This is a genomic window from Alteromonas lipotrueiana (genome assembly GCF_019249245.1).
In the GTDB taxonomy this organism is placed as follows: domain Bacteria; phylum Pseudomonadota; class Gammaproteobacteria; order Enterobacterales; family Alteromonadaceae; genus Alteromonas; species Alteromonas lipotrueiana.
Genome location: NZ_JAESDK010000002.1, coordinates 85,605 through 100,955 on the forward strand (window position 1 = coordinate 85,605; position 15,351 = coordinate 100,955).

Consider the following 15,351-nt stretch of genomic DNA (forward strand, 5'->3'; position numbering starts at 1 on the left):
CACCACTTTCTATAATCACAGACCCATTGCAGAATCTCACTTTTTAGCTCAAAAAAACAAGTCTTGGCATTTTTAGTGCATGCTTATCGTGTGCAGAAAATGGGGATAACAATCAAATAGCTATATGTAAACCACAGAATTTTTATTTATGCTGAAATGCAACGCCAAATCAGAGAAAAAATCCATGACTAAATCGTGGCGCGCCGCGGTATCTGAGCTTCGGATTCTGCAAGGTCTGGCTGGTAGAGAGAAGGAATAATACTGTCAAGATAGAGTTATGGTGCTGTCTTAGACACAACTGTCATTAGCTGCAATGGTACTCCTGTAATAAGGAGTGAGATATGGGTGGCTATGGTAGCTAAACGACTGTAACTAGATTGCTACTATCTTTACCATAATGAAAAATAAGCCCTTTCTTTGATTGTCAGGAGGCTATACGTTGAATATGACTTGGTTCAGTCATTTAGTCTTGGCTACTTATTGTATTACTGTAGTTACTAAATAAGAGTATTAATGTGAATGATTAAAGAGTTGTTTTATAAGGCAAAAAACTTACAATATTTCTTTACAAAGCCTGAGGAAATGAGGGTTCATATAGGCGCTCATAAAACAGCGACAACGCATTTACAGGATACGCTTGAACTATGTGAAAGCGAACTGAAAAAGTCAGGTATCAGATATATCAGCCGAGACAGGTTTAGAAACGAACTTGCATTTCTTGCTCAAGAGAAGGTTTTCACCGGTCAAAATAAAAGCGCTTTGGAAAAGCGATATACATTAGCTTCTAAGCTTTTTCAGTTTCACGGGAAAGGAGTGATTTTAACCGTGTCTGAAGAAAATATTATGGGAAATATTCTAGACGGATTATCTCCTTTTCCCTATCAAAACCCAAAGCTGAACTTCATCAATTATGCGAGACAAGTTACGAAGGTAAAGGTATTTGTTAGTTTAAGAAGTTTTTCTGGCTTCTATCCTGGCGCATACATTACGGCTTTACGATTTAATCCATCAGAAGCATTGCATCGAAAAAAAGTTTTGTTAAATCAACTTAATGAAGGTGCGTGCCCTTCGTGGGAAGAGGTGGTTAAGCGGCTACAGGCGGGGCTTACAGGCTGCGAACTGAAATGCTGGACCTTCGATGATTATCTACAAGACAAGAAGCATGTTCTAACTCATTTTTTAGCTAAAAAGCCGCCCGAATTACCAAATTTGCCAAAAACGATCAAAACCGCCACCCCCAGTACAGACGCTATCCAGGAGATTGAGTCAGTTATTGGCAAAAAAAGTTTCACTGTTACTCCAGCCTGGCGAAATCAGTGTGATAATATCTTTCAAAAATATACGGTAAGCGAGAACAATCCTAAATATACTTTTCTCTCAGAGACACTTCAGCAAAAGCTTGATGAGCAATTTGATAAAGATATCTCTGAATTAAAAAAAATGAATTATTTTATATAGCACCTACTTAAACAAAGAGGGAAGTATTTTTGAGAATGGAATTTTAGCAAAGTCAGCCGGGATCGGCGCTTTCTTCTGACTAATATGGGTATATGAGACGTAAAATTCACTGGGGTTATCGGTGTAATCGACAAAGCAATGCTGAAGTGTTTTCTTCCACGTCATAAAATGTAGGTACATAATTTCGCCACCTTCACTACCTTCTTCAAAAAGCTTACCTTCCTCCCAACGCCAGTGATTGAGTACTTTAGGAACGTGAGAAGGCTTCTGTTTACGCGGTTTTTTAAAGTTAAGCAGATAGTCAGGCCAGTAGACACGGATGTTTTCCCCGTTTTTTTGTTTCTTCTTTATAACTTCTGTCATACCGACTTCGTCGAAGTAATAACTATCGAGATTCAAAAAAGCATCTTTGTAAACGGGATGTGACTGATAAAGCGAATTTATTTCATCGTTGTTTCTGTATAGCGTAAAATGGCCTGCGATATTATTTTTTCTTGCCGAGATAACATCATGGTTATTCAGTATGTCGTCAGTTATAAATGAACGGATATTACCAAAAATGACATCGATATCGCAGTGTCCCCAGAACTCATAGCCTTGTAACTCGTTATTGAAAATTTTGCCGAATAAAGGCCGAATATCGTTTAGCTTATAAGGCCTTTGCATTTTGATGTCTAAACCAGTGACTTCACTAGCCTGTGCACTAAGCTCGGCAAGACTGCTTTTTACGAAAATTACATTTTCAGGGTGATTTTTTGGTATCTCGCAATCAGTAGGAATAAACCATGTAACCGATGGGTTTGCTTTACATGAGAGCAAAAATGCAGGCATCCATGTTGGCCACTTACCATAATATGGATTAATTAAAAGAATTTTATTAACATTGTTCCCGGGCATAGCAATTCCTAAGTAATCTAGCTATCGAATTAAATATCAGCAAATTAATGCTTTGAAGAAGGCGAAAAACAAGCGTCGTCACTTATTAGTTCCGACCTATCGCTTTTTTAATATTCTTTTTTATTTTAAACCACTTACGCTTTTTGTATTCCTGGAAAGGCTTAACCGGGTGATAAAGCATATTTTTTTCAAAACCAGCAAAAAGTTTGGGCGGCATATAGATAAAAGTACCTGGGCCCATACCCATCACTTCAGGCGAACTGGTATAGCACTTTGTGATGCTGTTTATATCAGTTATGGTCATCTTGTTGTAGCGTAGTACTGACGGCCAGCTGATTTCATGATGCCCGCTCCAACCGTTAGCGTAAGCGTTAATCAGTTTATGTGCAGCCGTATTCGATATTCTGAAGAACGGTAAGAAAACTGATTTATCAGACATACTTCCTTCTACTGGTGAAGTATAACTGTTTTGGGGCCACCATTCGGGGCCATAGCCTCGATAATTGGTCGCTAGTAACGCATCATTATTGTGGTTAAATTTTTGGATAAACGACGCCATATTACCTGTATAACGCACGTCATCTTCACAAAACCAATAATAATCATAGTTTTTGTTTTGATTAACAAACAACAGATGAGCAAGATCAAGGTTACCTGGCATAATAGCCCAGTTTTCCAGTGCAAACTTAGGCGTGCTACCCGAAAACACGGTACTTAATGAACGCCGGTTGTAAACCACGTGCCTAACGCCATCATCTACCACATCTTTGGCCTCGCCCGTATCATCGTAGGTAAGTACGCAAAAATCACTATTACCCTTGAATTGCTGCGCTAATTTTTTAGCATTCTTATCAATAGTACGTGAAAATAAAACGAAGCATACTTTCGAGCTCTGATTTTGATCTGATGATTTTTTAACGTCTTTGGTCATATGTTCGATATTATCTTTTTTGATATTTTCATCTACAGCAGGTGTTCAATAAACTAAGATAAACCTACATGAAGTACAAATGGGCGTTGTATGAATGACGATTTACTATGCTTGAACTGAGATAGCATAAGCTATCTCAGTTATTTATTACTCAAGCAGGCTCTTCGGTACCTTCTACAAGCTCTCTGAAATAATCTGAGTTATCAAGCAGCTGTTGATAGGTACCCTGATGCTCAATTTGTCCGTTTGAAAAGAGGTAGATTCTGTCACATTTTTCAACCGTACTAAGTCGGTGCGCAATCATAATTACTAACATTTCATCAGTTAGTTTATTAATCTCTGACAAAATTCTTCGTTCAGTAATATTATCCAACGCACTGGTTGCTTCATCCAGAATTAAAATTGAAGGTTGTTTATACAGCGCCCGTGCAATTGCCAAACGCTGTCGTTGTCCACCGCTAAGCATTTCTCCGTTTTCGCCAACCATTGTTTCGTAGCTATCGGGCAGACCTTCTATAAACTCATGCAGGTTGGCCTTTTTAGCCACTTCTACAACACGCTCATGGTCAATATCTGCTTTGGGTATTCCAAAGCAAATGTTACTGGTTATAGTGTCGTCTACGATAAACACAGACTGAGGTACATAGCCGATTTTGTTTTGCCAAGCGCGTGATCGGCTATAGGTAAGTGGTATACCATCAATTTCAACGGTACCCTGGCTGGGCGTAATGAGCCCGGCCACTAAATTAGCTACCGTCGTTTTACCAGCGCCTGACCCGCCTACAAAAGCAACTAATTTGTTGACTTCAAGGGTCATATTAAGGTTTGAAATCACGTTTACTTCGCTATTAGGATAATGGTAATTGACAGACTGTAGTTGCATACGCTGAAAACCATCAAATGAAACCGAGGTATCCTGTTTTTGAGTAATTTTACGGGCGCGTTCACTTGCTGTGCTAAAGGATGTCCATACCTCATCAACCACGCTTGAGTTGCCCTTAATAGAGGTAACCGCTTTATAAATAGTTTGCGCGGCAGGAAGTAGCTTGTATCCCGCCATCGCATAGAAGCTAAGCGTGGTAACAATTTGCTGCTGAGGTGTGCCTGAAGTTATAAGATAAATGCCCAATACAATAATCGCACTAAAGACAATTGTTTCTACAATAAAGCGGGGAAGCTCACCAGAAAGACGAATATAGGCCTGAGCGGTCAGACCACGTTTTGTAGTTTTATCAATTTCGCGTTCGTACCAGGGTTCAGCACCTAATAGCTTTATCTCTCGAATTCCTTTAATAGACTCAGTTAGCATTTTAAGTTTGCTGCGGCTGACAGCTGACACTGTTTTACCGGATTCGACCGCACGCCGTCTGATTGCAAAATAAATAACAACATAAACAGAACTAACAATTAGTGCGGCAATAAGCGCCAGTAGCGGGTCGACCACAATAAGCCCGATAACAATAAACAGGGTTAGAATGACCTGAGAAACAGCCTGTAAAAAAGGCTGAAAGACCATATACACCATACGGGGTATCTGGCCTGAGATAGTAGTAATCAAGTGACTGGAGTTTTTTTCCAGGAAGAATATATACTGATTTTTCATATATGCGGAAAAAAGCTTTCGCTGTAAGCCACTACCAATATCAATAGTAAATTTTATTGAAAGCCACAGCACCGCTGATGCGACAACATTCGATATTAGAATTATGGAGCAAACACAAATCGAGTAAATCAATAGAAAATTCAGATAGCTGTCGGCGCCGGTTAGCTCATAAGCCATTCTGAAATATTTGTTAGTTTCCAGGTAGCTAGGGTCAGAAAGTAGAGTAATGTAAGGAGCTAAAAATCCAATACTTCCCATTTGAAGCGCAGCAGAAAAAATAAAACAGGCCTGAAGTATCAGAAATTTTATTTTTTGCGTGCGGTTAAGTAGCTGTCGAATATGGTTAAGGGGCAACATCTATTTTTCTCTTTAATCAATCATACCGGTTTGGTAATTATACGTCTGAGAGACTCGAATTGTGGCGTTCAGGACTATTCTACAGGATAAACGAAGCATCTTCAGAATAGTGATCAGGTGACGGTTTATCAAACAAAAGCCTTTTTGTTTTTTAAATATCTAATGGGGGCTGATGCTACCTTTAATCATAGAGCAGGTAAATAAACTGACCGTTCTTATTACTAAATACAGGGATACAAATTTTTAACATATTGTACACTTTACTATTCCCGCATTAATACAATTGTACATGTATAGGCGTTAAACCGTGCGTAGTGTACTAGTTGTACTGCCCAAATACTTCTTAGAGATCACCTAAAATAAAACTCACCCAAAAATATGAAAAAATGAAGCAAAACTATATAAGCGTTTTGTAATAATAAGGCGCACAATAAAGAATAATTACATACCTCTATAAGTCTTAATATATTACTACCATGCCTTTCAGACGTTCATCGCTGCTAACCAGGCTTAAAGAAAGAGTGTCCGCAGCCAAGGTTATGCGCTACAGAAACGCAAATCACTGAAACGCAACGATAGGGTAGCGGACACCTCGCCGGGGTAACCGGCGAGCAAGAATAATAGTCGGGCATAGTGAAAGTGTAAAAATATCAAGGCTGAGCGCATGATCAACAGTTAAGCGATGAATATTACAACTGTTCGTACCCTAAACGGTTTAGCATAAAGCCTGCTTTACCATTAAATATTTTAATGTCTTCTGGCGATAACCTTTTAATGCTGCTGGCATTCATGTCTTTCACACTGTCGTTACGTTCATGAATCGAAAAGTTTTCTGACGTGACATCAGGAAACTCAGGCAGGTCTAAAAAGTTGGCAATTTTATTGAGTTCGTCCTGTGGCGAGCGTGCCAGGTCTTCATAACGCATTAAATGAAATTTATTAAGATGTTTTGCATCATCTAACATAACTTCATTGCTGCGCGCCCACTGCCAGGCCGACTTATCCATTGGCCAGCCATCTTTAATAGACTTAGGGTCCCCTTTACGCGAAATACCTTCGGCAACAGCATAACCGTTGCGAACAATGCCAATAAAATGGGCATTTTCAAAATGCTTTTGAAACCAACGGGTACGGGCAGCATTGGGCGGTGATTTTTCTACTAATACCGGTTTGCTTAAGTCTAAGCGCATACCCCATTCTTTTTTTATGCGTTCGACATCAGGGCCCTCATCATTTTCATTCAGGCAAAAAATATCTTCCCGATCGACCCACATTCTGGGAATGCCCAGGTCGTAGTCCTTTTGAAACTGGTCTGTAATAAAATGACCTTCGGTAGGCAGGGCAGACATATCAGGGTGGCGGCCCATAAGCTCCGAAAGCAGGGTCGTACCTGAGTTGTAGCAACCCACTATAAAAACCCATTTTTTAGGTTTTGGAGTGGGTTTGGCCGCAATTTTTACTTCGCGATAAATATTGCCTAGTGCTTCGCGGGTTACCGCCTTAAATCGGGTTCCTTTCATAGGTATTTTTACTTTCTCTGTCGCTACATATTTAAACTAATACGCATTTTCTAAACGATAGACTTAGCCGAAGATCAAAATAATGATATCTTACGCGTCGTTTTGTCGGCTAACCGTGGCTGCAGTACTTTACCGGAGTAATAATGTTTAAGATAGAGAAGCCTACCGCAATTGACAGAATTAGGTTTGGTATTACGTCTTTATATTCAAAAATTGCGAAAAGGGTAGGTTATCACCAGTCTCAGATTGTAGTCTGTGGTTACCCCAGAGGGGGAACATCTCTACTTTACAACATGCTATCGGCAACATTGCAGCATAAGTTTACGTTTACGTCTTTTGAAAAATACTATATTCACCATATTCATAAGTTGGGGAATATCGCGTCCAAGGCTCCGTTAGACATAAACCACCTAGAGTATATAGACCAACTCAACATACATAAAAAGAATATCACGGCCATTATTGTCATCCGGGATATCCGTGATGTCGTGACCTCAAAACATCCTATTCAAAGCGATGAGTACTTCATTGGGTATGATTTTAGTTACTGGCCGCAAGGTAACTCTCTTGCAGACTGGAAGTACGATGCGCCTGGTGTTCTGGCGATTACAGATAAAATTAGAAAGCTGCAGAATAACCCTGAAATCTACGTGTTGAGATACGAAGATCTAGTAAAAGAGCCTGATGTAATTCAGTCAGATTTGAAGAGCCGGTTTGGCTTACCTTTCAAGGGTCTGTTTTCTAAATATCATGAGTTCAAGGGTGATCTTGCCTACAAGTACGAAGGTAAATACAAAGCCAAAGATGAAAGCCTGGTGATGGAAGGCAAAGCCGTTCAAAATCGGGCGAAACGCTGGCATCAGGAGAAGTATCGCGAGCGTTTGGTTTCACAGTTTGAACAATGCCCAGAATTGTTTGATATCTTAATTGAGTTCGGTTACGAATCTGATCGTACGTGGTTTGAACAATATAAAAACAACTCCAAGATTGATGTGTAGTAATGAATAAAGTTACATCAAACCGTCGTCCCGCTATTTTATGTGTTGCTAACTGGAAGTCAGACGTGGGCTATGCCTGGTGGCTTATGGAAAGCTATTGGGTAAAAATTAGCGAAATGTATGCAAAACAGTACGATACCTTGTTGGCGTATCCTGAAATAAATTCGGTACCGGAGGCTATTGAACACAGCGATATTACCTATTTTCAGCATACATTTCGCGCCACTTCTTTTGACGATATTAAACGTAATATCGCCTTGATTAAAAAGTACAATATCAAAGTGCTTTATTTGTCAGATTATGGTGTTTCAAGCCCCGCATTTGCACTATACCGTATGGCGGGCGTAGAAAAAATTATTGTGCATGACCACACACCGGGCTTACGAAGCAAAGCTACCGGTTTAAAAAAACAGCTTAAAAAGATTAAAGCAAATCTACCGCTGTTGCGGGCCGACGCTGCCTTTGGTGCCACCAGTTTTGTTACTCGCCGGCTTACCGAAACCGCGTGTTTTGATGCGTCTCGCTGCTATACCGTGCAAAATGGAATACTTCCGTTTAACGCTACCGCTACCTCAAAAGACAGGTGGCACCAACTTGTTGGCGACACTAACGCCAAAGTTATTGTTACTGCTGCGCGGGCCAATCGGTATAAGGGCATCGACTTCGCTTTAAAAACCATTGCTAATTTGGTGCATACACATAATCAAATCAATATTGTTTACCTGTTATGCGGAGACGGACCCGACTTAGAAGGCTTTAAACAACAGGCAAAAGCCCTGAACATAGAAGCGTATTGCCGTTTTCCGGGGCGCGTGAACAATGCCAGCGAATTGCTGGGATATTGCTATGTAGGCTTTCAGCCAGCTCAGGGCGAGGTGGGTTACTCATTGTCTATTTTAGAATATATGTACGCAGGTTTACCCGTGATTGTGCCTGACAACGTGTCGGTATGTGAAGCGACTGAAAATAATAAAACAGGCGCCATTTATCCATCGGCAGATGATGAACTGGCCGCCAAAGCTATCGCCGGTTATTTGGATAACACTGATCGCCAGCAGCAGCATGGCGCAATGGCTAAACAAACGGTAGAGCAATGCTTTACTTTACAGGCAACGCATCAGGCGTTAGCAGATGCATTAACGTCAGTAGTAGGACGCCAATAAATGAGTGGACCCGCCTTTAAAGCATTTCAAACATATAACAATGAATCAACGCTAAAGATACTGAGCCTGGCTGCGATGTATCCCAGCAAAGTTCAGCCCTGGATGATTAATCATCTTTATCAGATTGAACAAAACGGTGGGCAAAACAGAGTTCTTTCTGTTGAAACAGAAGACTATGCTTTTGATTCAAAGCTCAGCAGCTACGATCTTGCGAACTACTACTGGAGTATGGGCAGCCATCGTAAAGATCAGATGGCAAATGCACTTAAACAGCTTTGTCGTCCGACAGTTGCAGCAAATACTGTCAAACTATTAAGTAAAGACTATTGGCCCGAGTCGCTTAAGAAAAAAGTGATGCATGGATTAAATGCTTACAGCTTTACACTAAAGCCAGACATTATTCATAGTCACAGCGAAATAGCAGGGTCTCGGTTCTTAAGCTTAATAAAAGCGAATGGGGCGCCATTGGTGCATACTTTTCATGGGCAAACTCCCGTTGGCGTTCCCTCTATTAGCGTAGAAGCCCGACAGCGTTACTCAAAATACGCACAAGCTATTTTTGTGAATACACAATTTGCAAAAAAGCAATACGAAGCGTTAGGCGCCCAAAGTGACAATTTTGCCATTATTCCACAAGGTATCGAACTTGCCCAATGGCCCTTTAAACCTAGTGCGCCACCTACCGGGGGCCAGCCTTTGCATCTGCTTACCGTAGGTCGGATCGTAGCTGAAAAAGGACATAGGTATGTTATTGACGCTTTAAAGTTACTCATCGATTCGGGTATAAATAGTCAGTATCATATTGTCGGCCGCGGCCCGGAATCTGAAGCCCTTGAAGAGCAAGCACAACGATTAGGCATAGCTGACCGTGTTGTTTTTCACGGCGTATTAATGGGGCAGGCATTAAAGCAGCAATATACAAACTCGCACATTTTTGTTTTGCCCAGTCTTAAAGGCGATGGGCAGGAATGGGAAGAAACTCAGGGCGTTGTGATTCAGGAGGCCCAGGCATCAGGCTTATTAGTTATTGGTGCCGACTCAGGTGGTATAGCTGAATGTATCGTAGATGGTGAAAATGGATTTGTTGTGCCCGACCAACAACCGAAAGCTTTGGCTTATAAAATTATGGAAATTATGAATGCACCTGATAAATGGCAGCAATGGCAGCGTGCTGGCAGGCAGTGGACGAAGAATAACTACGACCTTGAGGTAGTAGGTTATAAAGTTTTTGACATATACCAAGACATAAATAAACGTAATAGTAGTCGCTAACCACCCATCAGTCGTTAGTGTCTTACCCTATCTTTATCGCTCTCCATCATTAATATAAAAATTGCATTGAAATATATATGCAATAAAAACCGTATTTTAAGTAAAACCTCTTAATTGTCGTGAAAATTGTAAAGGCAGCAGTATGGACTTAAGTAAGTTAAATAAAAACCCCGTAGCATGGTATACCACTGGTACTATACTTCGGCAACTTACTGCAATTATTATGCTGCCCATATATACCCAGTATCTTTCGCCAGAAGAATACGGAATAGTAGGGGTGCTTGCGGTAATATTAGGTGTTTATGAGCTTTTTTTGGGTGCCAGATTTGGGGTGGCATTGCCTAAATTCTTTTACGACAGAGAAACGTCAGAACAAAGATATGGTTTGATTTCTACCGCATTATTGTCGACCATTACTATGAGCGTAATTGGAGCCGCAGTATTTAGTGCATCAGCCCCTTATTTGGCGGCCGATTTCTTTGAACGACCTGAGCTAACCTATGCATTAGTTGCTTACGGTATAACATTATTAACAAGTTCTATAGAAGAGTATACGCTCGTCTTCTTTCGTCTGGAAGATAAGCCTTTTTTCTTTTTTGTAATGTCTATGGCTAAGTTATGTATGCAGTTATCTTTAAATGTATATTTCTTGATATACCTGGGCATGGGTGTAGAAGGTGTGATTTACAGTGGTGTTATCGCGTCCGGATTTTTCGCAGCTATTTCATTTGTGTATACGATTGGCAAATGTGGCTTTAAGTTTAATAAAGCTGAACTAAATTTATTGTTAGTTTTTACCTGGCCTATTTGGCTTTCGGGTTTTGCGACGCTGTATATTACTTTAACAACAAACTTTTTAATAAAGCATTTTGCATCATTAGAAGAAGTCGGGTTTTATCACTTTGCGCTTAAATTCAGTAGCTTAATAGGGTTGTTGATTTGGCGACCATTTAACCAGTGGTGGCAAACAGAACGGTTTAAAGTTGCTAAAGATATATCCGATCCAAAGCCTATTTTCTCTTCCGCGTTTATTTTAATCACTACGTTAATGAGCATAGGTGCTTTCGGAATAAGTACAGGTGTAGAAACACTCATCGACATAATGGCTGACCCTGCCTATTTAGCGGCCTCTAATATTGTTCCCGTACTTTGCTTAATGACTCTTTTGAATCTACTGAACTTCTTTTTAAACTTTTCTTTTTTTAAGGCTGAAAAAACAAAAGTTTTGCCTAAGGTGATAGCTTTCAAAGCAATCCTGCTAACGCTAACGCTAACCAGTTTTTCGTATCAGTGGCAGTTGTACGGAGCTTTGTCTGCGTTATTACTGTGCCAAATCGTAGAGTTTTTCACTATGTATATATTGAGTAAGAAGTATTACGATTTAGGGTTGCCAATTTTAGCGTTTCTTACAATGATATCAGCAACAGCAATAGGGATACTGGTAACGATAAACTTTGTAGGCCTTGATATACCATTGTGGCCACGTATAGGTTACCTGGTTGGGTGTTTCCTCCTTTACCTGATATTTGTTACCGTTTTCCTCTTTGTTATCACCGAACATGGGAAACAGTTAATCAGCTTTACACGAAGGCGTTGGAGTTAAATACTCAAATTTTTTGCCGTGCTTTGACAGCTAGCCGAGATTGAAAATGTTTTATAGAAAAGAAATAGATGGTTTAAGAGCGTTAGCTATACTTCCGGTAATTTGGCTTCATGCTGACTTGCCTTATCTGTCCGGCGGATATCTTGGCGTCGATGTTTTTTTTATCATTAGTGGCTTTCTTATCACTTCCATCATTGTTCATGAAATCAATAAGGATAAATTTTCATTAATCTCGTTTTATGAGCGTCGGGCACGGCGAATATTACCCGCCTTATTGTTTGTTATTGCTGTAACAAGTATCTTCGTACCCTTGGTGAGTTCAAACCCGGATTATCTAAATAGCTATGGCCTTAGTGTTTTAAGCACTTTAGCTTTTTCGTCGAATTTGTATTTTTGGCAAACTTCAGGTTATTTTGGTTCAGTTTCTGAGTTGTCGCCAATGTTGCATACCTGGAGTTTGGCTGTTGAAGAACAGTTCTATATATTCTTTCCATTGGTTACCTTATTTTTACTTCCCTTGGGAAAAAAGAAATTCTTTTATACCTTATTGGTATTTTTAGCAATAAGCTTAGTTATTGCACAATGGGGAGCTTCTTACTCACCTACCGGCAATTTTTATCTTCTACCCTCCAGAGGATGGGAGTTACTTGCAGGAGCTATAGCGGCGCTGATATTTTCAGGTAAACGAATATCTTTAATTAAAGATACTTACAAATCAGCTTTATCAATGATAGGTTTTTTATTGATAATCGTGTCGTATTTTTTATTTGATGCTTCGACACCGCATCCTTCCTTTCTGACCTTGCTACCCGTGGCAGGAACAGCACTAATATTACTTTTTTCTAACGAGAAAAATTTTATAGGAAAGGCGCTTTCCAATAAAGTTTTAACTACTATAGGTTTGTTGAGTTATAGCCTTTATTTATGGCATCAACCTATCTTAGCTTTAATGAAAAAAAGCTATTCAGAACATCTTTCAGTCGTCCAGATACTGTTCGCTGTCACTCTTACATTTATACTGAGCTATATATCGTGGCGTTTTATCGAAAATCCTTTCAGGAAGAAAAATAAGTTTAGCCAAGGCTTCATTTTCAAAACATCTCTTTTTTCGATTTTAGTGTTTTTTGTTATAGGGGCAATTTTTAAAGAAAATTTGCATATTCAGCGTTATTTTTATCCAAGCGAAATGACGAGATTTGACAAAATAAACGAAGCCAAAGCTGCACATGCAAATCAAACTATGTTTGATAATGGGCAGTGCAAATTCTGGTCACCCGTATTAGATGAGAAATTTGTCCAGCGTTTTGCCGATTGCGCAGAAAAGCACAGGCGAGCGGTCTTTATTCTTGGCGGAAGCCATGGAATGGATTTGTATAACGCCATAGCTTTAAACAGCGCTAATCACTTTGTTGTAAGCGTATCAAGAGGGTTTTGTCGGGCTCACGATTTTTTGGAGAAAACCTCTAATCTACCCAAATGTCAGTATGAGGATTTTAAGACTTTTTCTGAAAGGTACAAAAATAGCATTTCGCTTGTACTATATACGCAAACGCCTGATAGGCTATTTTCAGTAAACTCGCTAGATAAAGCTTCCCCTGATACACTTTCCAAGACTAGTATGGACGAAGTCGTGACGTATTTAGCAAGTCTGAAAAACGATCTGTCGCTTGATGTAATGATGATAGGAATGCTACCACCGTTAAATAAGTCGCCAATAGACTGGGATTATCGGCTGCCATTCTCAAAACAATACGAACATATCATCTCTCCAAACTCTATTTTACTCACAAAATTGGTAGACAAAGAGTTTAAGAGCAAACTTGCAAAGCATAGTATTCCTTACATTTCTAAGTTTGAGGGGTTTGCTTTAAATTTACCAGAAGATTTACATCATAGTGGCAACATAACTTACTCGGATAATAGACATATTAGTTATTACGGTGAAAAATTATTTGGAAGAAAACTAGTTCAGTATTTGAATAAAAATAACTTTAAGCAGTTATCTCCTTTGCCTGAAAATAATACTCAATAAAGCGGTTGAGCATTGTACTGAAGGTATTATCATAGGGTTTAATTAAAGAAAATAATGCCAATGAAACGAATAATTACTTTCGGCACATTTGACCTGTTTCATGTTGGTCATGCTAATCTTTTTGAACGCGCTGCAGCTATGGGTGACACATTGATTGTGGGCGTTTCTACCGATGATCTAAATGCTGATAAAAAGGGACGCACGCCTATTTATAGCTTTGCAGACAGGGTAAAGATTATCAGTAGTCTTCGTTACGTAGATTTGTGTTTTGCAGAAGAATCGCTTGAAAAAAAATCAGAATATTTGCGACATTACCAGGCTGATATATTGGTGATGGGGGATGACTGGAAGGGACGGTTTGATCATCTTAAAGATATTTGCGACGTTGTTTATCTTGAACGCACCCCGTCGGTTTCGACCACTGAAATTATCGAAGTTATTACATCGAAGTAGCGGTGAAAAAGGACGCTTAAAGGTGCACCAGCCCACTTTTCATGAAGTCAGCATCGGCACCTTATTAAACAAGCTACCGAAGTCCGAAGTTACTTAACTTGGCTTTAAATTTTAGCGGAGTATCGCTGATATCATTATGAACACCAATGCGCAGTAGTGAATGTGGCGAAAGATTATCCGCAGTATTAATGCCTCGCATGGTGGTTACCGCAGCATCATAGTGCTGGCATACCAGGTTATGCGCTTCTTCTGAAAAATCTCCGTTAGGAAAACAAAACGTTGATACAGCCACACCTGTTTTTTGTTCAAGAATAGACTTAGCTTCAACCACTTCTTCAAACAACTGTTCGGCAGACAAATTCTCTTTCAGGCGGTAATGCCGGCGAGTATGGCAGCCCACTTCCACATGCATGGTATTTTTGGCATCTAACAATTGCTCTAAAGAAATCATCTCTACCGGTGCATGGGTGGCTGCCGGTATTGGTTTTAATGCCTGATAAATATCATGGTCAGAATACTGTTTTAGCTTGTCGATAACCTGGGCTGCGTTGTCGCGACTCATCGGCACTTTAATATCTTCACCGGTGAGTTTAAGTAACGCCTGCCATTCATCGGTAATGGCTGCTTCAGGGCTAAGCAGCAGGGTTAATACTTTATTTGGCCAGAAAGGGGCGGGCTGACCTAAAAAGTCGGTAACGACATACAAGGTGCTAGGGTACCCAAACTGTTTTAGTACCGGAAACGCATATTCGTAGTTGTCTAACCAGCCGTCGTCAAAGGTAATGGCTACCGTTAGCGGGGCGCGCTCCTCGGTGGTTTGTGTCATCCATTGCGACACCGTCATCACCGGTAGGCGTTCGTCTTTAAGCGTTTGCATGTGCATAGCAAAGGTAGCTTCTGATACCACCATGCCGGGTTCTTCGCGCTGGTAGCGGGCATCGGTAACCGGCAATACACGATGGTACATTAATACAATCAGCTTCTTGTCACCGCGCTTTACTAACGACCAGCCCAGGGTGCCTGCTGTAGCCGAAACAATATTTTTAATAAATTGCTTAACCACG

The 15,351-nt window shown here is 40.2% G+C and carries 12 protein-coding genes; 7 read left to right on the forward strand and 5 right to left on the reverse strand.

The features are described 5' to 3' along the window. The first annotated feature begins 519 nt into the window (after positions 1 to 519). Complete coding sequence (locus JK130_RS02070) at positions 520 to 1,458, forward strand: hypothetical protein (protein ID WP_218352557.1); 939 nt, start codon at positions 520 to 522, stop codon at positions 1,456 to 1,458. A gap of 3 nt (positions 1,459 to 1,461) precedes the next feature. Here the strand turns inward: JK130_RS02070 and JK130_RS02075 are convergent, their stop codons facing one another. The 4 genes from JK130_RS02075 to JK130_RS02090 form a co-directional block, all read right to left on the reverse strand. Further along, entirely contained in the window at positions 1,462 to 2,355 is an 894-nt protein-coding gene (locus JK130_RS02075) for a DUF6625 family protein (RefSeq protein ID WP_218352558.1), read from the reverse strand. Between the two features lie 85 nt (positions 2,356 to 2,440). Beyond that, complete coding sequence (locus JK130_RS02080; protein ID WP_218352559.1) at positions 2,441 to 3,286, reverse strand: hypothetical protein; 846 nt, start codon at positions 3,284 to 3,286, stop codon at positions 2,441 to 2,443. Positions 3,287 to 3,437: 151 nt separating this feature from the next. Further along, entirely contained in the window at positions 3,438 to 5,246 is a 1,809-nt protein-coding gene (locus JK130_RS02085; protein ID WP_218352560.1) for an ABC transporter ATP-binding protein, read from the reverse strand. Between the two features lie 689 nt (positions 5,247 to 5,935). Then, the gene (locus tag JK130_RS02090; protein WP_218352561.1) at positions 5,936 to 6,766 is read right to left on the reverse strand and encodes a sulfotransferase family protein; all 831 of its coding nucleotides are present in this window, start codon (positions 6,764 to 6,766) and stop codon (positions 5,936 to 5,938) included. A 143-nt stretch (positions 6,767 to 6,909) separates the two neighbouring features. On the opposite strand from JK130_RS02090, the gene JK130_RS02095 reads away from it, so the two are divergent. From JK130_RS02095 to JK130_RS02120, 6 genes are all read left to right on the forward strand, one after another. Next, complete coding sequence (locus tag JK130_RS02095) at positions 6,910 to 7,764, forward strand: sulfotransferase domain-containing protein (RefSeq protein WP_218352562.1); 855 nt, start codon at positions 6,910 to 6,912, stop codon at positions 7,762 to 7,764. Between the two features lie 2 nt (positions 7,765 to 7,766). Next, positions 7,767 to 8,927 (forward strand): glycosyltransferase family 4 protein, encoded by a 1,161-nt coding sequence (locus JK130_RS02100; RefSeq protein ID WP_218352563.1) that lies wholly within the window; start codon positions 7,767 to 7,769, stop codon positions 8,925 to 8,927. After that, on the forward strand, positions 8,928 to 10,199 hold the full coding sequence (locus JK130_RS02105) for a glycosyltransferase family 4 protein (RefSeq protein WP_218352564.1): 1,272 nt from the start codon (positions 8,928 to 8,930) through the stop codon (positions 10,197 to 10,199). A gap of 142 nt (positions 10,200 to 10,341) precedes the next feature. Continuing rightward, entirely contained in the window at positions 10,342 to 11,802 is a 1,461-nt protein-coding gene (locus JK130_RS02110) for a lipopolysaccharide biosynthesis protein (RefSeq protein ID WP_218352565.1), read from the forward strand. A gap of 46 nt (positions 11,803 to 11,848) precedes the next feature. Continuing rightward, positions 11,849 to 13,834, forward strand: coding sequence for an acyltransferase family protein (locus tag JK130_RS02115; RefSeq protein ID WP_218352566.1), 1,986 nt, complete (start codon positions 11,849 to 11,851; stop codon positions 13,832 to 13,834). Positions 13,835 to 13,894: 60 nt separating this feature from the next. Further along, positions 13,895 to 14,287 (forward strand): FAD synthase family protein, encoded by a 393-nt coding sequence (locus JK130_RS02120; RefSeq protein ID WP_218352567.1) that lies wholly within the window; start codon positions 13,895 to 13,897, stop codon positions 14,285 to 14,287. A gap of 73 nt (positions 14,288 to 14,360) precedes the next feature. Here the strand turns inward: JK130_RS02120 and JK130_RS02125 are convergent, their stop codons facing one another. Next, on the reverse strand, positions 14,361 to 15,350 hold the full coding sequence (locus JK130_RS02125) for a polysaccharide deacetylase family protein (RefSeq protein ID WP_218352568.1): 990 nt from the start codon (positions 15,348 to 15,350) through the stop codon (positions 14,361 to 14,363). Between the last annotated feature and the right edge of the window lies 1 nt (position 15,351).